This window comes from Pseudomonas sp. NPDC099000, from assembly GCF_044759925.1.
GTDB lineage: Bacteria > Pseudomonadota > Gammaproteobacteria > Pseudomonadales > Pseudomonadaceae > Aquipseudomonas.
In genome coordinates this window covers 26,429-46,105 of sequence record NZ_JBIWAF010000015.1, presented here as the reverse complement: position 1 = coordinate 46,105, position 19,677 = coordinate 26,429, and the positions used below count along the sequence as shown (strand labels likewise).

Annotated in this window: 18 protein-coding genes and 1 pseudogene; 7 read left to right on the top strand and 12 right to left on the bottom strand. The window is 56.3% G+C overall.

The window, feature by feature from the left end; all coding sequences use genetic code 11:
* Positions 1-165: 165 nt before the first annotated feature.
* A complete protein-coding gene (locus ACIQV9_RS18070) occupies positions 166-1,758 on the bottom strand; it encodes a GMC family oxidoreductase (protein ID WP_403104117.1) in 1,593 nt (530 codons plus the stop codon).
* 96 nt (positions 1,759-1,854) lie between these two features.
* Here ACIQV9_RS18070 and ACIQV9_RS18065 point away from each other — a divergent pair, with 96 nt between their 5' ends.
* Positions 1,855-2,895, top strand: a complete 1,041-nt coding sequence (locus ACIQV9_RS18065; RefSeq protein ID WP_403104114.1) for an AraC family transcriptional regulator — start codon at positions 1,855-1,857, stop codon at positions 2,893-2,895.
* 22 nt (positions 2,896-2,917) lie between these two features.
* On the opposite strand, the gene ACIQV9_RS18060 is transcribed toward ACIQV9_RS18065, so the two are convergent.
* From ACIQV9_RS18060 to ACIQV9_RS18045, 4 genes are all read right to left on the bottom strand, one after another.
* A complete protein-coding gene (locus ACIQV9_RS18060) occupies positions 2,918-3,376 on the bottom strand; it encodes a glycine zipper 2TM domain-containing protein (protein ID WP_403104111.1) in 459 nt (152 codons plus the stop codon).
* A gap of 14 nt (positions 3,377-3,390) precedes the next feature.
* Positions 3,391-3,780, bottom strand: coding sequence for a hypothetical protein (locus ACIQV9_RS18055; protein ID WP_403104109.1), 390 nt, complete (start codon positions 3,778-3,780; stop codon positions 3,391-3,393).
* Between the two features lie 102 nt (positions 3,781-3,882).
* Positions 3,883-4,560, bottom strand: a complete 678-nt coding sequence (locus ACIQV9_RS18050) for a DUF3313 domain-containing protein (RefSeq protein ID WP_403104106.1) — start codon at positions 4,558-4,560, stop codon at positions 3,883-3,885.
* A gap of 47 nt (positions 4,561-4,607) precedes the next feature.
* The gene (locus ACIQV9_RS18045) at positions 4,608-5,876 is read right to left on the bottom strand and encodes an OmpP1/FadL family transporter (protein ID WP_403104103.1); all 1,269 of its coding nucleotides are present in this window, start codon (positions 5,874-5,876) and stop codon (positions 4,608-4,610) included.
* Between the two features lie 199 nt (positions 5,877-6,075).
* Here ACIQV9_RS18045 and ACIQV9_RS18040 point away from each other — a divergent pair.
* Positions 6,076-6,417 (top strand): annotated as a pseudogene (locus ACIQV9_RS18040) (transporter); the annotation flags it as partial.
* Between the two features lie 64 nt (positions 6,418-6,481).
* Here the strand turns inward: ACIQV9_RS18040 and ACIQV9_RS18035 are convergent.
* The 6 genes from ACIQV9_RS18035 to ACIQV9_RS18010 form a co-directional block, all read right to left on the bottom strand.
* Positions 6,482-7,489, bottom strand: a complete 1,008-nt coding sequence (locus tag ACIQV9_RS18035; RefSeq protein WP_403104100.1) for an HAD family hydrolase — start codon at positions 7,487-7,489, stop codon at positions 6,482-6,484.
* Positions 7,490-7,627: 138 nt separating this feature from the next.
* Positions 7,628-9,286 (bottom strand): arylsulfatase, encoded by a 1,659-nt coding sequence (locus ACIQV9_RS18030; protein WP_403104097.1) that lies wholly within the window; start codon positions 9,284-9,286, stop codon positions 7,628-7,630.
* A 325-nt stretch (positions 9,287-9,611) separates the two neighbouring features.
* On the bottom strand, positions 9,612-10,061 hold the full coding sequence (locus tag ACIQV9_RS18025) for a hypothetical protein (RefSeq protein ID WP_403104094.1): 450 nt from the start codon (positions 10,059-10,061) through the stop codon (positions 9,612-9,614).
* A 126-nt stretch (positions 10,062-10,187) separates the two neighbouring features.
* Entirely contained in the window at positions 10,188-11,177 is a 990-nt protein-coding gene (locus tag ACIQV9_RS18020) for a fatty acid desaturase family protein (RefSeq protein ID WP_403104091.1), read from the bottom strand.
* Between the two features lie 57 nt (positions 11,178-11,234).
* Complete coding sequence (locus ACIQV9_RS18015) at positions 11,235-12,017, bottom strand: PaaX family transcriptional regulator C-terminal domain-containing protein (protein ID WP_403104087.1); 783 nt, start codon at positions 12,015-12,017, stop codon at positions 11,235-11,237.
* A gap of 191 nt (positions 12,018-12,208) precedes the next feature.
* The gene (locus tag ACIQV9_RS18010; protein WP_403104085.1) at positions 12,209-13,162 is read right to left on the bottom strand and encodes a LysR family transcriptional regulator; all 954 of its coding nucleotides are present in this window, start codon (positions 13,160-13,162) and stop codon (positions 12,209-12,211) included.
* Positions 13,163-13,330: 168 nt separating this feature from the next.
* Here ACIQV9_RS18010 and ACIQV9_RS18005 point away from each other — a divergent pair, with 168 nt between their 5' ends.
* Entirely contained in the window at positions 13,331-15,367 is a 2,037-nt protein-coding gene (locus ACIQV9_RS18005; RefSeq protein WP_403104082.1) for an alkyl/aryl-sulfatase, read from the top strand.
* A gap of 161 nt (positions 15,368-15,528) precedes the next feature.
* Here the strand turns inward: ACIQV9_RS18005 and ACIQV9_RS18000 are convergent, their stop codons facing one another.
* On the bottom strand, positions 15,529-16,011 hold the full coding sequence (locus tag ACIQV9_RS18000) for an HIT family protein (RefSeq protein WP_403104079.1): 483 nt from the start codon (positions 16,009-16,011) through the stop codon (positions 15,529-15,531).
* A 567-nt stretch (positions 16,012-16,578) separates the two neighbouring features.
* Here ACIQV9_RS18000 and ACIQV9_RS17995 point away from each other — a divergent pair.
* The 4 genes from ACIQV9_RS17995 (at position 16,579) to ACIQV9_RS17980 (ending at position 19,626) form a co-directional block, all read left to right on the top strand.
* Positions 16,579-16,920 carry a hypothetical protein gene (locus ACIQV9_RS17995; protein ID WP_403104076.1) on the top strand — a complete coding sequence of 114 codons (342 nt, stop codon included), beginning with the start codon at positions 16,579-16,581 and terminating at the stop codon, positions 16,918-16,920.
* Positions 16,921-17,146: 226 nt separating this feature from the next.
* Complete coding sequence (locus ACIQV9_RS17990) at positions 17,147-18,145, top strand: acyltransferase family protein (RefSeq protein ID WP_403104073.1); 999 nt, start codon at positions 17,147-17,149, stop codon at positions 18,143-18,145.
* A 617-nt stretch (positions 18,146-18,762) separates the two neighbouring features.
* Complete coding sequence (locus ACIQV9_RS17985) at positions 18,763-18,927, top strand: DUF2986 domain-containing protein (protein WP_403104070.1); 165 nt, start codon at positions 18,763-18,765, stop codon at positions 18,925-18,927.
* A gap of 90 nt (positions 18,928-19,017) precedes the next feature.
* Positions 19,018-19,626 (top strand): DUF4157 domain-containing protein, encoded by a 609-nt coding sequence (locus ACIQV9_RS17980; protein WP_403104067.1) that lies wholly within the window; start codon positions 19,018-19,020, stop codon positions 19,624-19,626.
* Positions 19,627-19,677 lie beyond the last annotated feature (51 nt).

Here is a 19,677-nt window from a genome sequence, read left to right as displayed (position 1 = left end):
GCAGCCTCTTTTTTGGGGCTCGGTTTTATATGGTGGTCATGCGCGGGGCTCCTTTGTGAGCGCCGGGTTTCCTATTGCAGCCGGTCTACCAACCCGCGTATAGCCGCCACCCTCGTTTGGTAGCAAGGGTGATGGTTTGGGCGGCTCCGCTAGCCAACTGACAGGTTAGGATCGTCCGCTCGCGGACACCCAGTCGGCGGCTCGTTCGGCGATCATGATTGAAGCGGCATTGGTGTTTCCGCCAATCAGTGTCGGCATGATCGAGGCATCCACCACGCGAAGCCCCTCGATCCCATGCACACGCAATTGGCTGTCCACCACCGCATCCTCGTCGATTCCCATTTTGCAGGTGCCGACCGGGTGATAAATGGTGTCGGTGCGCTGGCGCAACAGCTCGATCAGTTTTTCGTCGCCGTGTATCCCTTCGCTGTGCATATCCTTCAGACCGTAACGTGCCATTGGGGCTTGCTGGATAATCTCCCGGGTCATTCGGTATCCAGTGAGCAGGGTCTCCACATCATCGTCATGCCCCAGAATGTTGGGATCGATGCGCGGTGGGGCGCTCGGGTCATTCGATTGCAGGCCGACGCTGCCGACGCTCTTGGGGCGCAGCACGCAGACGTGGCAACTGAAACCGTGTCCCCAGTGCAGCTTGCGGTTGTGGTCGTCAACCATCGCGATCACCGAATGCAACTGGATATCCGGACGCGCAAGGCTGGCATCGGTTTTCAGAAAACCGCCGCCTTCGGCGAAGTTGCTGACAAAAGGACCGCGTCGATGCCGGACATAGTCGATCAATGCCTTGCCCATCTTCGCGCTGCCGCGCAGGGAGACGCCCAGCAAGGACGTATCGTGGCTTTTGTAGCTGAGTACGACATCCGGATGGTCTTGCAGGTTTTGCCCGACCCCGGGTAGTTCGTGCTGCACCGCAATCCCCTGTGGCTTGAGTTCCGCTTGCGGGCCAATCCCCGAGAGCATTAACAATTGCGGGCTACCAAAGCATCCGGCACTGAGGAGTACTTCCTGGCGAGCCTTGATCGTCTGGCGGTTGTCCCTGATGCGCAGCTCAACGCCGACGGCCTTCTTGCCTTCCAGCACGATGCGCTCGGCGGCGACTGAAGTCAGCACGGTGAGGTTCTTGCGGATAGGGCGAATCGGTTTGAGGAAAGCGGTGGCCGTGCTCCAGCGCCGACCGTCGCGGATGGTCACGTCGAACTGACCGATGCCTTCCTGATCGATGCCGTTGAAGTCGGGGTTATGGCGGTGTCCGGCCATCTGCCCCGCCTCGATAAAGGCTTGGGTGGCCGGATGTAACGGGTTCCTGCCGACATACAGCTCGCCTTCTGCCCCGTGAAAATCACAGGCTCCGCGGTGGTTCATTTCACTCTTGCGAAAGTACGGCAGGACGTTGGAGTACGACCATCCGGGATTCCCTAGGGCCTGCCAGTCGTCAAAGTCGCTGTGATGACCACGAATGTAAACCATGCCATTGATAGAGCTGCTGCCACCCAGCACCTTGCCGCGCGGTTGATAGCCGCGGCGCCCGTTCAGACCAGGTTGCGGTACTGTTTGAAACGCCCAGTTGACATGTCGGCTCGGCAGGATCGCAGCGACGCCCACGGGGGCATGGATCAGAGGCGAGCGGTCTTCGGGACCAGCCTCCAGCAAACAGACCGTGACGTTGGGGTTTGCACTCAGGCGATTAGCCAGGACGCAACCCGCTGAGCCGGCACCGATGATTACGTAGTCGAATTCCATCACAGAACGATCCCGAGCAAGTGAACAGGGGCTGCTTCGCAATGAAGCAACAGTGGTTACCTGGGTGGATTGTTGGCTTAAACGCTCAGAAAATTATTGATCTCTCGTGACATTTATTTGATCTTTGATGACATGACATCTTTGATCAGAACGACCTCATTTACCGGATTCCGTGAAGTGACGAGCCAGCTCGGCGGGAATGCTGACCTTATGCTTGAACGCTTCCGCATCAATCCGTACCTGCTGATGGACGAGGACGCGCGCGTGCCGTTACGTTCGTTGGTAGGGTTGTTGGAGTTTGCTGCGCGAGAGCTGGAGTGCCCTGATTTTGGTCTGCGCATGGCCGAATATCAGGACTTGCATATACTCGGGCCGATTGCGGTGATTGCCCGAACTTGTGCGACGGCGGGAGAAGCGTTGGCGCAAATCATCCGTTTTATCGGTTACCACAGCCCGGGCATCCAGCTTGATCTGGACCTGAGTGAGGCCAAGGCGCCGCGCTTGGTGATCGATATCCGGCTATCCGGACTCAGCCCGCGACGGCAAATGGAGGAGCTGGCGATGGGGGTGGCGCATAACGGCATGAAGGTGCTATACGGCGACAACTTCGTTGCCCAGTCGGTGTTATTTTCAGCGCATCACTCACTCGCGCAGGCACGTTATCGGCGCTACTTCAAAACGCAGGTGTACACCGGCCAATCCTGCAATGCCCTGGTTCTGCGTGACGAACAATTGAGTCAACGCATCGAGCAGCAGGCGCCTTACCTGCATCACGCACTGGAACGCTATTTCGATCAGTTTGACTTGCAAGCGACATCCGATGTTGTCAATCAAGTTGAGCGTCTGGTGCTGCGCATGATGCCGATACAGCGGTGCCGTTTGCCATTAATTGCCGAGCAACTCGGCATGCACGTGCGTATGTTGCAACGCAGGCTGGCCGAGGAGGGGCGAAGCTTTGACGAACTGGTCGAGACGCTGCGCCGCGAGCGTGCCGACCACTATCTGGCGGAAAGACACATGCCTATGTCTCAGGTTGCCGGTCTTCTCGGCTATAGCGAACAGAGTGTGTTCAATCGCGCTTGCCAGCGCTGGTTTTTCATGTCCCCGGGCGCCAGACGTCGTCAGTTGCTCGAATGAAATCGGTTCATGTCCCAGTCTTTTAACCCCCTTGCGGTACCACCCGAGCATCATTACCTGAGCCCTCGATATAAACGTTCATGCCTTTACCCAGAGACGGATTGATAGGCTGGGTCACCGATACGAGCACGCCACTTTTGACCCGCACGATGATCTGCTGTGCCTGGACAGGTTGGTCGTACTTTTTCTTCTCTGCATAATTGCCGCCAACGGCACCGGCCAGTGCGCCAGCTACCATGGCGACATCCCGCCCGGTGCCGCGGCCGATCAGGCTGCCGATACCGAGACCACCAAGGCCACCGAGTACAGCGCCGACTCCACTGTCGTGATTGGTCTGCATCTGCGTCAGAGAAATCTGCTCAATCTTTCCTGAGCGAATTTCAATTTCACCGGCACCACCATCGGTTGATCCGACGGCGGAGCAGGCGCTGATCAGCACAGTCGCCAACGTGACCGTCAGCCAGGACAGAACAGCTTTCATTGTTGGTCACCTCATTACTGGTATTTGATGGCAATGCCTTTGAGCTTGCGTCCCTGGATCGTTTCTATGTCACGGCTCCACAGCGGGCCTGTGACGTAGGCGGCGACGGGCTGAATCTGGTCGTAAACGACGACTACCGCGTCTGCGCCAAGCTTGGCGGCTTCCTCACGCAGTTTTTGTTCGACCTGCGTAATGGGCGGCGCCGGGTCGACCGTGGCATCGATCAGGATTTCGCCCAACCGTACATTGGGGCGCGTCGGTTCTGCGCGTAATACCTGGACTTCACTGGGCAGGGTTGGCGCGGGATGCTCAACCCCGACGTACGCGGTCGTCTGGGCATCGACCGTCGCGCATGCACTCAGCATCAGCATACTGGCGATGAGCGCTGCGGCGAATAACGGCATTTGCAATCTTGAGAATCGAAGCGATGAACAGGTCCACATGTCAGTTGCCCTCTGCTTGAGGCTTGTTCAACCGCCAACGTGTGTCGGCGGTTGAAACAGGGCTCAGCTGCGGATGAACGCCCAGAGATCGGCATTCAATTTGTCGATGGCGGCCTTAAAGTCTTTCGTGGTGATTTTCTGGCTTTCGTTCGACAGCTGGCTGCCAAATACCTTGCGTACGACTTTGGCTACGGTCTGATTGGTTTTCGCGTCGATAAACTCGGCTTCGATGAACAGGTTAGTGTCCTGATCCCGGTGACCGGTGGCTGCCTGCGTCGCCCCGACCACGGCCGCGACCGGCACCACTTCATACCATTTCATGCCTTCGTTGGAGGCACTCACACCGGTGATAGCTGCGCGCAGGAGCAGGGGTTTTGACCCGGCCGGTGCTGCGCTCTCGTTTGAAACCACCCGGTATTTCTGGCCGAGCACGCCTTTGGCCTTGCTGGTCATGTAGTTCTGCAATTCGTCCAGCGTCTGCTGGTTGACCCGCTCGTTGGGCTTGGGCGCCGGATAGAGTTCCAGCTTGTTGAACACCACCGTGTCGTAAGCGTTTGCGTTCCACGACGGACTCACCCAGCGCATGGCCTTCTCGCCGCTGGTGGTGGTCACTTCTTCCAGGTTGTTGTAGTTGGGCAGAAAGCCGGAGTATTGGTCCTGTTCGGTGACTTTCGAGGTACAACCGCTGAGCAACAGACCGGCCAGTGTGGCGCCGACAAGCAAGTTTCGGGGCAAGTTCATAGTGGTGTGTGCTCCATGGATAAAGTCGAATTTTTGGTAGCAACGCTTCAGAATCGCCAGGTCATGTTTCCGGTCACAGCTTGAATCCAGGCGTTGTCGAACTGACCGGAGGTTCGAGTGCCCGACACGGATTTGGTCTGGTCCACCGACATATCGCCGAGCCAGACCATGGCCCAGCTGACGTTGACATCGGTGTCCTTGTTCAGAGCATAGGTGGCCCCCGTTGCAATGCGCCAGGATTCGCCCATGGGCACGGTGAAGGTGCGATTGCTGTCCGAGACGGCGCTGCTGTCATACGCCACTCCAAAGTTCCACAACAGTTGCTCGGTAGCCTGGTATTGCGCGCCGAGGGAGAGATGCCAGGTGTCCTTGAAGTTGGCGTCGACGGTTCTCGATTGCGATCCCAGCGCCGTGGTGTCTACCTGCACGGCGATGTCACCGAACTCCGACCAGTCCTGCCAGTTGACCGACGCCAGTAACGCCCATTGCCGGTCGAGTTGCTGGAACAGACTCAGAGTGACGGTTTGCGGCACCGTCATATCCAGTTGGGTGTGGGTGCCATTGACCCGCTCCAGCAACCGGCCATCGCCCTTGACGTCCAGCCCGTCTTCGAACTCCAGGTCGACCTTGCTGGTGTAAGTCAGACCGATGCGCGTGCCGGGTTGCGGGGCGTAAATCACGCCCGCGTTGGCACCAAAACCCCAATCCTTGTCCTTGTATTTGAACTGCCCGTCGCTGCGGTCGGTGAAGCCGAACGGCGAGCGGTCGATGGCGGTCTGTGCTTGCAACATGCCGTACATGGCTCTCACGCCGAGCCCCACTGACCACTGCTCGTTAAAGCGGTACGCCACGCTTGGCACCATCGACAAACCAAGCAGGCTGGCGTTCTGCGCGAAGTAACGCCCCGACCATTCGTTGTCGTAATTGACCGCCAGCCCAAAGTCGCCGTACTGGCCGAAGCCGACGCTCCAGTGGTCATCCAGTTCATGGCTGATAAAGAAGCTGCCGCCGGGAATCGGATCGAGAGCGTTGCCACTGCCGCTGCCCGTGACGTTGGTATCGGAATCGCGGTCAAAGGTCAGGTCGCCATAAAGCACCTGCAAACCGCCGGTGATCTGCGTGCCCGGCAGATAACTCATGCCCGCCGGATTACTGGCGATGGTCGAAGGGCCTTGAGCGCGGGCGGCGGCACCGGCATTGGCCAGGCCAGTGTTATCCGTGCCGATTTCGTAGAGCATGATGCCGCCAGCCCAGGTTTGCTGACAGCAGAGCGCAAGGAGCGTAAGGGTGGGCAGGGCTGCTGTTCTGATTTGCATACTAACCTCGGCAAACATCCGTTATCGAATCAGCGTAACTGGCGGCCACATGCCCATGGACTCATCAATAGGCGCCCCACGCACCCTCTAAATCGAATTAGCAATCATCGAGAAAAGCTGAACTAAGCTGAACGGGGCCGGTTCGTTCGCTAACGGTCCAACATAAGTGGTAGTCCATATTCTCAATATCGAGAAGGAGCTACTTATGAATAAAGGCTGGACCCGCGGCATTTTGGCCAATCACATCTGGGCGCTGGAAAACAACCCGCCCGATGACAAAGACAAAATCAACCAAACCTTTCTGCAACCGTTCTTTAGCTACACCACCTATACCACCTACGGCATCAACGCCGAATCCACCTACGACTGGCAAACCCGCGAATGGTCAGTGCCGATTAAGCTCTTCGTCACCCAGCTGTTCAACGTAGGTCGTCAACCCATGAGCCTGCAAGCAGGGCCGCGTTACTGGGTTGACAGCCCGAAAGATGGTGCTGAGGGCTGGGGATTTCGGGTGGCATATACGCTGTTGTTTCCCAAGTAACTCCAACCACAACCACAACCGCCAGAGCCCAAGCCGCAGTGAAGGGGGGTAGAGGCGATAGGTTTCATGGGGCTGCGGTATCAAAAGGGTAGATTTTGCCCCACTCTTTCGCCATATCCACTACTGTCCAGTTCTGCGCCCGTGCTTCATCCAATACTTTGTCCAGCTTGCCGACCTTCGACTCTCGGTCGTACGCCCATTCACGCTGTGCATCGGTGTGATGCACAAGTCCCATAAAGCGCTTGCCGTCGCCTGCGGCGGTCCATTGCAACATTTGCTGATCGCCATCGGAGTTACCAAAAGCGAAGATCGGTCGGCGGCCTATAACGGCATCAATACTGACGGGTTTACCAGGGCCATCATCGTTATGAGCGAGCTTTGGCGTGCGCATGATTACCGGTTTGCCTGCGTTATATTGATACTCACCGGTGAAGGTGGTGCCGATCACCTGCTCCGGTGGAACGCCATACACTTCCTCCGTCCAGGCGCGCATGAACTCCACTTCGCCTCCCGACACGATGTACGTTTTGAAGCCGTTGGCTCGCAAATAGGCCAGCAATTCCAGCATCGGCTGATAGACCATTTCGGTGTAAGGCTTATGGGTTTTGGGATGGACGGCCTTGGCGAGCCATGCTCGGACATTGGCCAAAAAGGCTTGAGTACTGATCTCGGTATGGGTGGCATCGATGATCTTCATCAGTCCCTCCATACCGCTGTCAGCCAAGGTTTTCTGGTCATTGTCCAGCACTGCCTTGAATGGCTGCTGTTGTTGCCATTCAGGATGCTGTGGTGCCAGGCGTTTGACTTCCTCAAGGGCGAACAGCATCTGAAAATACAGGGGCTGTTCGCTCCAAAGCGTGCCGTCGTTATCGAACACTGCAATGCGTGCAGCCGATGGCACAAAATCCTTGGAACCATCAGCCGTCACTGCCTGGACAAATTCAACAATGGCATGTTTGGAAGGGCCCTCGCGCCAAGAGGGTAAGGGTTCGGCCGCATGCAGCAGCAGCGGCCACAACAAGACAAGCCAGAGCCAACGCGTTGACCGACGAACCAACGAGATGTCGTTCATGGATTACTCCCCGTAAATCCGGCGAGAAGGCGGACCATTAAATACCCACTGCTTGATTTTTCACGAGTGGTGGATATTCGCCAACTTCAAGCTGCGAAGTGGCGACCTCTGATGAGACCGCCATTTTCGGCTGATTGATCAGTTGCCGGCTGGCATCGGCAGGTTGATGCCTTCTTTCTTCAGAGCCTCACGCACGGATTGGAATTTCTGGTACTGCGAAAGCGTGATAGGACCGTCATAACCCATACTTTGCAGTTTGCGCGGTGGGTATTCGACGTAGGTTTTCATCAGCTTCATGATCGCGGCCGTGATCGGCACCATCGTCCAGGTACGCTCTGTAAAGGTGGTCATGAAGAGGTCATAGCGCTCTTGCGGGTCTTGCCACAAGTCAAAGACTTGCGGCACGGTGGCCACATATTTTTCTGCGCCTTTCCACCCCAGGTTAGCGTCCACCGCCAGACCACCGGTATGCGCGCCATCGTCACCGCGCAAGTTGAACACGGCCTTATAGTTGCCAACACGGGCCGCACCCGGGGTCAATTCGTTCTCGGTAAAGTAGAACCATTCTTTGCGTGGGGAAGGGGCCGTGCCGGTGAGCACGGGTGTCATGTCGTAACTGTCGAAGATGATCGGCTGACCCTCGCGATCTTTCTCAGGCAGCTTCACACCAGCAACGGAGGCGAACGTCGCCATCAAATCCAGGCCACCGAGAATCTCGTGGTTTTTTGTGTCTGGTTTGATTTTCTCTGGCCAGACGGCAATTGCTGGAACCCGGTTACCGCCTTCACGCACTGTGCCCTTGGTCCCGCGGAACGGCGTGTAGCCGGCATCCGGATAAACATCTTGCCAGGCGCCGTTGTCAGTGGTGTAAACCACCAGGGTGTTCTTATCCATCCCGAGCGCCTTGAGTTTGTCCATGATGCGACCTATGCGGGTATCCAGTTCGACCACGGAGTCGGCGTACTTGGATTTAGACATGGACTTATGAACAAACTCCGGTGCTGGCATGTTCGGCTGGTGCACCTTCATGAAGTTGACGTTGATAAAAAACGGCTTGTCCGATTTGGCCGCTGTGTCGAGAAACTCCAGTGCGGCTTTTTCAACATAGTTGTCAAAGAACGGGATACCGACCACACCGGGTTTGCCATCCACGACAGGCGTATCCACGTACTGGCCGTTGACCTTGAATTCTTCGACCGGTTTTTCGCCCGCCTTGCCGGACATAGCGCCCTTGGTCACTCTTTGAAACATCTCGCGGGTTTCCGAATCCATGTCCGGGAACCATTCGGGGTCGGCATAGGTGTAAGCATTGAGGTGGTACAGGCCGACGTATTTCATCACGTCGTAACCTTGCGCATTGGGCAAGGCATAATCCGCTTCGCCCAAGTGCCACTTACCGGTGAAATAGGTGTCGTAGCCGCCGGTCTTCAGCACCGAGGCCAAGGTCCATTCAGCTGCCGGCAAGCCACCGCCCTGGCCTTGCATGGCTACGGTGGTCATGCCGCTACGATTGGGAATACGCCCGGTTTGCATGGCCGCCCGACCAGGCGTGCAGCTTGGCTGGGCATAAAAAGAATAAAAAGTGACCCCCTCTGCCGCCAGCTCATCGATGCTGGGCGTAGGCATGCCTCGACCGACCCCACCTCCGTAGGGGCCAAGGTCGCCATAGCCGGTATCGTCGGAGACGATAAACAGGATATTGGTCTTTTCCGTTTGAGCCGCGTGGGTCAGTCCGTTCAGTGACAAAAGTGCAGCAAACACGATAGATAGCCTGAAACGATCCGATAGCTGTTCCATACCAGGATTCCTCGTTGTTTCATGGTGTTAGCAACCGGGTGATGAGTGCACATCAACATTGACCCTTGGTGCATTGACCACCGAGCAATTAGCCTAGGTACTGCGTACAGAATCACTTCCCCCTTATTGCCTGACCATGCACGGATTAAGGCGCACGAATGAGTCTAGTGCGGTTTTGTCAATTGAACGTGGCGATTGCAATGTTTTAGCGGGTGTATGTAACGCCAGGATTACAAACTGTATATACACCCATCATGAATACGATAAACAGCAAGGCAATCGCCAGATAGGGCGGCGTTTCTATTCACAAATGAAATAAGCAAAGTCATTGGGTCGCTTGCGCAATATCGCCGCAAAAAATATCGACGTTGCCATCCTCGGGTGAGGTTCGCACGACAACGGAATACTTGCCGGAGAGCAGGTCTGGCATTTTTATCGGCGCGCTTCTGTAAAAGGACCATCCACCGGTACCCGCATTGGGTTCAGTGTTTACCTTGTCGTTCATTGCGTAGGCGGCTGGCCCTGGTTCCCGGCAACTGCCTTTGTTGATGAACGTGTATAAGCGCGGAGGCATGACGGTTCCGATTGGAACGCCTGTGACGTAGAAGTCAAAGTTGGTTTGATTGCCTACGCCGGTCAACGTGGTATTGGCAACCTGCCCCGGATTTTTGTGGGTCGCTGCCAGAGGAAGGTTCATTGATTGGTTTGATGAGCTGGTGCAGCCGAAGAGACTTGCGGTGATCAATAGTGTTGCGAGGGGGCTACAGGGTTTCATTGCCAACCTCCAATAATGGAAGAAGTGCGTTGGGGGGACTATTGGGTATAGCTCATTAATACGGCGTTACGCTCATGAGCATCTACTTTTATAGCCCCCCAAATCCCTGAAAACCCCGATTTACAATCAGACTTTGTGACCCCGAATGCTCACCAGCCGGAGCACCTGCAAGTAAGTGGGTGGTTTCGGTACGATGCCACGGTCGCGCAAAAGCGCATGCAATTGTGGCAGGCGAAAATACGGCACTGACGCCATTAGATGATGCTCGATGTGAAAGTTGACTCGAATAGGTGCCACGCAAGCGCGGGCGATCAAACCAGCCTGTGTAGTACGAGTATTGCGGAGTACGTCCGGGCTTGATTCCAGACAGGCATGTTCCGCCATGGAGCGAATGCGGATGAACAGCGGGAACGGTGTGATATAGGCCAGCACCCAAACGCCGTATAACCAGGCATTTCCGCTGATCCATAACGCAGCAAAGAGCACTCCGTTCGTGAGCAGCATACCGCTGGCGTTTCTGAAGAAAGTTCGTGGGTAGTCCCACCAATGACGACCTGCCTGTGGCAAGCGGCGGATATCGCTGGTCAGCGACCATTGCAGTACGCCGGCGTCCATCAGTAATCGTCCCACCAGGAACTTGAGGCCGGTAACTCCAGAAAGATCACGCAAACACTTGCGCATCAACGAGCGGCGAGTCGTAGGCAGCCCCGCCACCAGACAGAGATCGGGATCTTCAACGGTGGAGGTTTTGGCGTGATGGGTCAGATGATAGGGACGGTACTTGCGCAGTTCGTTCCAGATCGGCCGGGCGCACAACCAATCGACCAGTACATCATTGCACCATTTGGTTTTGAACAATGTGCCGTGCGCGGCGTCGTGCTGCAAAATTCCGAAACACAACTGGCGTCCGGCAATAATGACGACACCTACGATCAGGGCGAGGCTGAATCCCCACAAGGGCAAAAGTTCGCGGGCCCAGGCCAGACCAACAAAGGTCAAGGCCAGCACACCCCAGGTAGAACCCACCGCCCAGGCGCCCCAGCCGTCTGAGCGTTCACTAAAGGATTTGATTTCGTCGCGGCTGAGAATATCGCTGATCTTGGTCTTGTTATGCATGTCTATCCTCGACATCAAAGGCCTGTAGCCGGCCTGGGTGATGAATCAGTTGTGTCTTTAAGGCTGTTGTAAAAAGGTGCGCCAGATCTGGTGACCCTGATCCACGAAACGTTGGGTACAGGCAAAGAATTCGGTGCGCAGCGCCACATCGACCAAGGGCTCAGGCAGCAGGGGATCGAAAACTATCTGGCGGATTGCTTCGCGACCGAGGATGAAAGATTCGCGTGCGGCCGTATTCAGTCTCAGTTGCTCGGCGCGTAAGGCCCAGCTCTCCAGTTGCTCGCCATGGCGGCGGTAGCTGTCGTTAAGCAACTCACCATTCCACAGGCTTTGTATCTGCTGTACTTGCGTGTCTTCGAAGCCCGTGGCCTGAAAAACCAATGCGGCCGGCTCCAGGCCAAGCTCGATCAAACGTCGACGCAACGACTCGATATCAGGCTCGATGTTGTTCGGCCGGACATACAGATCCTTGCCCTGTTCCGCGAAACCCATCATGTGCAGCGCGCGCTCACGCTGGCGCAAGATGTTGCGGTCACTGCGCCCCAAGGCGTTGCACGCGACCATTAGATAACTACCGTCCCACGGCCGCAGATGCTGCTCGACGCTACGCCAACCAAACAATTGCGCCGAGATATCCTTGGCCTGTGGTCCCAGCTGATAACTGCCGCGCCCCGCACCTTCAAGCAGTGCTTCGATAGAGAGGCGCGCCAGGGTGACCCGAACGTTGTTTTCACTGATTCCGAAGAGCTCACAGGCGACGATGGCTTCCCTGACCTGCAAGGGAATGCCGTTCTTGGCTACCAGCAGTTCGAGTACCAGGCTTTTTACGCAAGGTTTCATTGTGTTTCCAAATCATTACGCTTTCGGCAGAAATCTAGCTCAATCGGTAATATTACACAATTGGTAGATGAAAAATTAAATGTGTAATGATTCGGGCTGGGTGCAGGCAGGTGAGAGCGAGCAAGTGATAGCGGGTATCGGAGGATGTGCTTTGCCAGGTGCCGGGTGAACCGCTGGCGGCGATCCTTGTTTCACTTCATCTGGGTCAGAAGGCTTTCACGCTGACAAATCTCTTCTTCCACTGCCCTCACTTCCCTCATGTAAACCTCTACAGCGGGTGGCAGAGAGCGCTCTTTAAGGTAGATGAAGCCATAACGGGTACGCAGTGCCAGGTCATGGAGGGGTAACGGTACGATCTCGCCCGCCAGGTACTCTCGCTCAAAAGTCGATAAAGTCCCTATAGCCAGCGCATTACTGTTCTCGACGAATTTAACGATTTGCATGGGCACGTCTATTTCGATCGCCGGAACAAAATCACCCGTCAACGCATCATAAGCGCCGGCACAGCCCAACGTTGACGGGAGCAAATGGGTAGCCAGCCGCAGCGGAATGCGCGAGCCCACCCATGGATAACCGAGTGTTTGCGCTAAGTTCAGTGAACGGCGTTGCGACAGCAGCGGATGGCCGGGGCGACAAAACAGGCGTCCTTCGTGCTCACCCAACAGCTCACAGGTGAACGCTTCCCTGCCTTGCAATGTGCTGATTTCGGCGATCCCCAAATCCACTGCCCCGGTGGCGACCTGATGAGCAACTTCACGCCATCCGGCGACATGTGCAGTGACCTTGATTTGCGGATGCCGGGCATGCAATCGCGCGATGCTGGCATAACCGCTGGTGATGCTGGGGTAGGGACCCAGAGCGACCCTGAGGGCTCCGATTTCTCCACCCGCCAGCAAGGCGATGTCCCGCCGCAGGTCCTCCTCGGCCACTAACAGGCGTTGGCTTTTTTCCCGAAGCAAATGACCAAACGCAGTCAACACGACGCCTTCTGTGCGTCGGTCGAACAGCGTGACCCCGAGCTCGGTCTCCAGCAATTGGATGCTTTTGCTCAGCGCCGGCTGGGAAACCCCCAACGCTTTTGCTGCCCGACCAAAGTGCGCATGTTCAATCAATGCCAAAAACTGACGTAAGCGGCGTGGTGTCATCTCATAACCTTTATGTTATCGAAAAGTATCAAAACGGAATTTTTCGGAATGAAATGAATATGCTATTCATGGCCTGACGGGTCAAGCTGACGACGCACAAAACAGGCACCGTGCGCAATCAACGGCATTGACGCTCATTGGCACACCCTTTGGCGCAGGAACCCTTTCATGTACAACAAGACCCTCCATCTGGCACTGGCAATCACCCTTGGCAGTGGCGTCAGCCCGGCCATTTTTGCTGCCGATGCAAACGGCTTAAGTTCTGATCCAGCCTCAACACAAAATGCGCATTTCGACAGCAAGGGCAAAGCGCCTTCGCCTTACACGATCGAGATGCAAAATGGTTTGCGCAAGGCTCTTCCGTTTGCGGACAAGCGCGATTTTGAAGAAGCGAAAAAAGGCTTCATCGCTGCACCGTCCTACAACAAGATCATGGCCGAGGCCGGGAATGTCGCCTGGAACATGGGCAGCTATAACTTCCTGCTGGAAGGCAAGGACTACGACAGTATCAATCCGTCCCTGCAACGCCAGGCGGTACTCAACATGGCCTTCGGTCTGTATGAAGTCGTTCCGGAGAAGATCTACCAAGTGCGCGGGTTTGACCTGGCCAACATCACCTTCATCAAGGGCGATACGGGCTGGATTGTGTTCGACACCCTGATGTCGAAGGAAACCGCCAAGGCTGCCCTGGACTTCATTAATGAAAAACTCGGCCAGCGCCCGGTCGTAGCGGTAGTGATCTCTCACTCCCATGCCGACCATTTCGGTGGTATCCGCGGAGTGGTCGATGAAGCCGATGTGCGCAGCGGCAAGGTCCCGCTGATAGCACCGACAGGTTTTATGGAACATGCCGTGGCTGAAAACGTCTACGCCGGCAATGCCATGAACCGGCGCGCGTTCTTCCAATATGGTGTGATGTTGCCGCACAGCCCGTATGGCCATGTCGACATGGCCATTGGTAAAAATGCCTCCATTGGCAACATGGGGCTGATTGAGCCCAATCGCTATATCGCGAAAGATTTCGAGACCCTGACCATCGACGGTGTGGAAATGGAGTTTCAAAGCACACCCGGCACCGAAGCGCCGGCGGAGATGAATACCTGGTTCCCGCAATTCAAGGCATTCTGGGCCGCCGAAAATATTACCGGCACTATCCATAATATTTACACGCTGCGTGGTGCCCTGGTCCGTGATCCACTGGTCTGGTCGAAGAACATCAATAACGCCTTGTATCGTTACGGACAACAGGCCGACGTCATGTTCGCGGCGCACAGTTGGCCACGTTGGGGCAATGAGCGCATTCAGGACGTCATGCGCGCGCAACGCGATGCCTACGCCAACCTGAACAATGCCGTACTGCACGCCGCCAACCAGGGCGTCACCATCAACGAGATTCAAAACGTCTACAAGTTGCCCGAAAGCCTGAAAAACAATTGGGCGACCCATAGCTACCACGGTTCGGAAGAGCACAATAGCCGCGCCGTGATCAACCGCTACCTGGGTTACTGGGATGCCAACCCGGCGACGCTGATGCCGCTGTCTCCGAAAGATTCGGCGCCGCTGTATGTAGAAATGATGGGCGGCGCAGACAAGATCATGACCAAGGGGAAATCCCTGTTTGATCAAGGCAAATACCGCGAAGCCTATGAAATCCTCAATAAGCTGGTCTATGCAGAACCACAGAACAGCAAGGCCAAGGATCTGCTTGCGGATGTCTATGAGCAGGTCGGCTATCAGAAGGAAAGTGCCGGGGTGCGCAACAGCTTCCTCGCTGCAGCGTATGAATTACGCCATGGCATGCCCAAAGGGGTGCCGCCAAAATCCACCGGGCCAGACCTTATCCGCGCCATGAGCACGGAGTTGTGGCTGGAATACCTCGGCATCGCCCTGGACGGAAGCAAAGTCGCGGATCAACACCTCGTTTTGAATCTCAAGACGCCTGACAACGGTGAGCAATTTGTGGTTGAGTTGAGCAATTCAACACTGACCAACATCAAGGGGCAGCAAGCGAAAAATGCCGACCTCACTATCACCGTTGACCGCTCTGATCTTGAAGGCGTAATGGCAAGGAAAACCGGCTTCGATCAACTCGTCGCGGCCGGCAAAGCCACATTCGAAGGCGACCGTAAACCCTTCGAACTGTTGATGGCCGCCATCACCCCGTTTACCCCAACCTTTGAGCTACTGCCTGGCACCAATCAGTAATCCATATGGGCTGCGCGTCATCCTGTTTCAGGGGTGACGCAATCTTTGCTGCCTGTCGCCAACGTCAGCTTTGGGTCGACAACAGCTCTTAGTCAGAAGCAATCGGCCAATAGCTGCCGATTACGAAGGACGTCGACCCCGAACGGACAAACCTGCTGCCCCTATCTGAATGCTATGCGTAAATCATCAATGACCTGGTTGATTGAAGGCCCTTGAGCTTCCGGCGGCTCAGGACTCTCCCCAAATTCACGCCAGATGAACAGCGTGAGTTCCGCTCCGTCAGTCAGTGACTGGGCGTTCTCGTTGCTGGCGAATGTCTGCAAAAGCCTGTACCTGGCATCTTTCCAGAAAAGCGCCTCGACCCAGGCATACACCGGAATAAAGTGAAAGTGGATGGGGTAGCCAGGGTCGTGACCGAATCGACTGATGTAGAGCCATTTCGGCTTCAGCTGCAATTCAAGGGTTTTCTGGATGTTGGCCATCAGCCCACCTAACTCCGCCAGTGCACCCTCGGGAAGTTCAGCCAGCGAGTTGACGTGAGTCTTCGACCCCAGCATCAGATAGCCGGGAAGCGCCGACGACATGTGATGATTGAGAAGCCAGTGGGTGGTTTCAAGAATGATGAAGTGTGGTGCTACTTCCATGTGCTGATGTCCATGGTCATGGGGCACACAGAGTATCAAGGCATCGCCCATTGTGAATGGCTGCAATCGAACATCCGACCTGTTGAACACATTCCTCGTCAGCGCGAAAACCTATCGCCGGAAGCCACGGCTTGATGGCCGCAGACCGTGCAGTCCCCAGCCGCCGGCCACCTCTGTGTCTATGCGCTGCTCACATCGGATTAATGCCGATTCATCACTGTTCTTTCAAAGGCTCGGGGCACATTCCTGGCCAAACCCCGACGCCGTACTGCGCGTCATTCTCCACCTGACGAAGAGCTCGGCCACCCGTTCACGGAAATCGGGCAGGACGGCGTCGCGGATCAGGTCAAACGTTCTCAAGGAGAGGCCTCATCAATCTTTTTCAGGTGTGATTGAGTGTGTACGAGTCTGCACGGCGCGCAACTATTGCGGGAAGTAATAGTGACAATCACGAAACACAAGTTCTGCTTTGTCGGTAATAACCGGAAAATCGCCCCCATCGAACACCGCCCGTGACGCTGTCCCGTCGCGTGACGAACCGGACTTTTTATTTTCAGGATGACATCCATGCGCCCTTTGTTTATGCCTGCCATGGCGTTTGCCTCTTTGTTGCTCGGCGGTTGCGCCTCTGCTCCGAACGACCCGACGCTGACCTTGCAGACCCGCAAGACACCGGCCCAGTACGCCGATTGCGTCGTGCCGAAATTGCAGGGCAGTGCGTTGAACCCGACTGTCTCGCAGACCCAGCGCAGCTACCGGATCGTAGTGCCGAGCAAAGTCTCTGCGGACAACGTGCTCGAAGCCTACAAGGCCGGCAGTGGCGGCAAGGTGTTCATCTACGAGCGGCACCTGCTGGCCTCGAATTTACTGCCCTCGAGTTTTGGACGCGCCGCCCAGGATTGCATCTGACCCCGGCCCGTCAACGTTTTTCAAGCGCTCCTTTGGTTGGCCGCAACCAACCAGTTTTCTGCCCCGCACCGCGTTTCGGTTGCGGGGCTTTTTTTGGTTCCTCACGTATCGCCTGGTCGATATCGCGCAGATGAAGGCGGGTTTCTGCAGCACGAAATAATCCTGTCCTCAGGACGAAAAGCATCGTAGTTTACGCGCCATAAATACAAGGACGTCTGGGGTGTAAATGGGCGCTTATCGTTTGCTGTTGGCTATTCTTGTGGCCGTTTCTCACATGGGCAAGACGTTCGCGGGGCTTAACCCCGGCGTGGTTGCCGTTATTTCCTTTCTGATCATCAGCGGCTTCGTAATGACCTCGCTCATCGAGCGCAATTACAAGACGCCGCAGAAAATCGGTCTGTTCTACATGGACAGGGCCTTGAGGCTTTACCCTCAATTCCTGTTCTACTTCTTGACCTCTTGCGCCGTGATTTATTGCCTGCTGCCCGGCACGCCTCAAGCCGCCGAGCTGATGCTCGGGAACATCGCGGCGAGCCTTACTATGGTGCCCCTCGGCTTCTACATGTTCGGGGTTGCTGGGTCGCTGATTTTGCCGCCGGCCTGGTCACTGGGGCTCGAGATGTGTTTCTACCTGGTGATCCCTTTCCTGTTGATCTACAAGTCGAGGGACGTTGCGTTTGCCGTGTCAGTCGCCGTATTTATGACCGCGTGTCTTGGTTTCATCAACACCGATGTGTACGGCTATCGCCTGTTGCCGGGCGTCTTGTTCATGTTCTTGTGCGGCAGCTACCTGTACAAACCGCAGGCGAAGGGATTAGCGATCGCTGCCAGCACTGCCGTGGTGGCTGCCTTGATGTTTGCGGCAATCGAAGCGGGGCTGATTGAGCGCCGGCCGTTTAACGCGGAGGTGACAGCGGGTATAGCGTTAGGTATCCCTGCCGTGTACGTGCTGACGAAACTCAAGTTTCATCGGGTTGACGAGCTCCTCGGGAACATCAGCTATGGCGTGTTTTTGAATCACTTTGTGGTGATGTACTTTCTGCGTGCTTTCTGGCCCGTTGCCTACGACGCGCACATCGTTGCAGCCGTTTTGATCCTGTCGTTCGGGTTGAGTTGCGTTTCGTACTACTACATCGAACGGCCGGCCCTGAAACTCCGACATGCGCTTCGGGCTGGCGTGAGGTATGGCGCGGTTAAACCGCAAGGCGGCGAAACAGCGGCTTAGTGCAGGTGATGGTTGGAGTAGCCGTCGGCGTCCATGACGGGGCCCATTATGTAGCGATCAGCCTCGGTTCACCGAATTTTCCTACCCGAGCGTCTGGGCTGTCCCGGCGTAGCCTACCTGCACTTGGTCTACTAGCTGATGCCTGCGCAGAGCATGGAGGTTGCTGAGTTCAACGCTCACCACCTTGACCACACGCTGCTGGCCGAGGTTCGGGCCGCGTTCCCTGGCGCATTCATCTGGTGCGGTGGCCTCACTGATGGCTGCGCTCGGCACCGGGTTGGTGGGCTTGATCGCCTTAGGCAGACCCTTTATCGCCAACCCGGATCTTGCGGAACGTCTCAAGCACGGCTGGCCGTTAGCCGAAGCGGACCGATCAATTTATTACACCCGATGCGGCGAGGTGGGTTACACGGACTTCCCTGCACATACCCTCGGGTAGTGCTCCACACAGTCTTCGACGGATAGCGGTGGTGGCGGACGTCCGGTGTCGGGCGGTTCTGCCAACGCCCGCGATTCGCCGTCTATTTCCGGGTTGTGCAGCCTGTGCGCACCACAGGGACCTGTTCCGGCAATTTAAGCTGATATCATTCGAGCGCTGACAAACCGAGTGGAACACCATGAATCGTCAAAAAAAAATAAAGCAGTTATTAAAGGCGCACGCCAAAAAGGCCAGTGCCAAACTGGCACCGGCAAGCAAGTCTAAATACATTAGTAAGGCTGACCGATTGAAGCTCGCGGCTGAATCCAGTCTCGACTCCATCACGTCCTCTGAGAGCGAGTGAGTTACAGGAAACTGTGGTCTGTCGTGTCCAGCGATTGTTTGGCGGCGCGCAGACTCACTGTTCGTGTCGCATCCGTCCCTGGAGCGCCCAATGCCGCCCATCACCACGCGCCTGGTGGCGCTGTTTGTTTTTTGCCTGACGCTTGAAGTGTCAGCCCAGACCAACGCCTGCCCGGCTGGCGAGAAACAAGTGTGCCTGGACGGGTGTATCTGCCTGCCAGACATGGGACTGACGGATGACCTCTACCAGATCGCCGCGCCGGCCTTGACGTTGTGGCTGACCCAGGCCCGCGCTGACGCCGCCATCACCGGCCTGCAACCCATTCCACCGCACATCCGGGAGCAACTGCTGCGCTGGTACGATCCCGGCGTCCTCGATGCCGCGCGCTACAAAGTCAGCGACAACGGCCAGTTCAACGCCGCCACGGCCATGCTGCAAAACCCGGATGTCGGTGCCGTGACGCTGATCGACATCATCCTCTTCCGGGACGCTGAAACCGCAGAACAGAACATCGCGCTCTGGGCTCACGAGCTCAAGCATGTGCAGCAGTTTCAGGAATGGGGTGTCGACGGGTTTGCCCAGCGGTATACACAAGATTTCAATGCTGTGGAGGCGCCGGCTTATGCCATACAGGCTGAGGTCAGGCGGACGGTGCGGGACGGAGCTGTAACGGGATCAGTCATGGAGCCTGTTCCGTAGCACTGCTCACAGCAGCGTTACACTGTGCTCATCCTTGAACCAGATCTGGAG

Coding starts and splice junctions, on each gene's coding strand:
- ACIQV9_RS18020 (WP_403104091.1), bottom strand. CDS start 11,177: ATGCATAACAAGACCAAGATCAGCGATATTCTCAGCCGCGACGAAATC.
- ACIQV9_RS18050 (WP_403104106.1), bottom strand. CDS start 4,560: ATGAACTTGCCCCGAAACTTGCTTGTCGGCGCCACACTGGCCGGTCTG.
- ACIQV9_RS18055 (WP_403104109.1), bottom strand. CDS start 3,780: ATGCCGTTATTCGCCGCAGCGCTCATCGCCAGTATGCTGATGCTGAGT.
- ACIQV9_RS18010 (WP_403104085.1), bottom strand. CDS start 13,162: ATGACACCACGCCGCTTACGTCAGTTTTTGGCATTGATTGAACATGCG.
- ACIQV9_RS17980 (WP_403104067.1), top strand. CDS start 19,018: ATGCCGCCCATCACCACGCGCCTGGTGGCGCTGTTTGTTTTTTGCCTG.
- ACIQV9_RS17985 (WP_403104070.1), top strand. CDS start 18,763: ATGAATCGTCAAAAAAAAATAAAGCAGTTATTAAAGGCGCACGCCAAA.
- ACIQV9_RS18000 (WP_403104079.1), bottom strand. CDS start 16,011: ATGGAAGTAGCACCACACTTCATCATTCTTGAAACCACCCACTGGCTT.
- ACIQV9_RS18025 (WP_403104094.1), bottom strand. CDS start 10,061: ATGAAACCCTGTAGCCCCCTCGCAACACTATTGATCACCGCAAGTCTC.
- ACIQV9_RS18030 (WP_403104097.1), bottom strand. CDS start 9,286: ATGGAACAGCTATCGGATCGTTTCAGGCTATCTATCGTGTTTGCTGCA.
- ACIQV9_RS18045 (WP_403104103.1), bottom strand. CDS start 5,876: ATGCAAATCAGAACAGCAGCCCTGCCCACCCTTACGCTCCTTGCGCTC.
- ACIQV9_RS18035 (WP_403104100.1), bottom strand. CDS start 7,489: ATGAACGACATCTCGTTGGTTCGTCGGTCAACGCGTTGGCTCTGGCTT.
- ACIQV9_RS18015 (WP_403104087.1), bottom strand. CDS start 12,017: ATGAAACCTTGCGTAAAAAGCCTGGTACTCGAACTGCTGGTAGCCAAG.
- ACIQV9_RS17990 (WP_403104073.1), top strand. CDS start 17,147: ATGGGCGCTTATCGTTTGCTGTTGGCTATTCTTGTGGCCGTTTCTCAC.
- ACIQV9_RS18005 (WP_403104082.1), top strand. CDS start 13,331: ATGTACAACAAGACCCTCCATCTGGCACTGGCAATCACCCTTGGCAGT.
- ACIQV9_RS18070 (WP_403104117.1), bottom strand. CDS start 1,758: ATGGAATTCGACTACGTAATCATCGGTGCCGGCTCAGCGGGTTGCGTC.
- ACIQV9_RS17995 (WP_403104076.1), top strand. CDS start 16,579: ATGCGCCCTTTGTTTATGCCTGCCATGGCGTTTGCCTCTTTGTTGCTC.
- ACIQV9_RS18060 (WP_403104111.1), bottom strand. CDS start 3,376: ATGAAAGCTGTTCTGTCCTGGCTGACGGTCACGTTGGCGACTGTGCTG.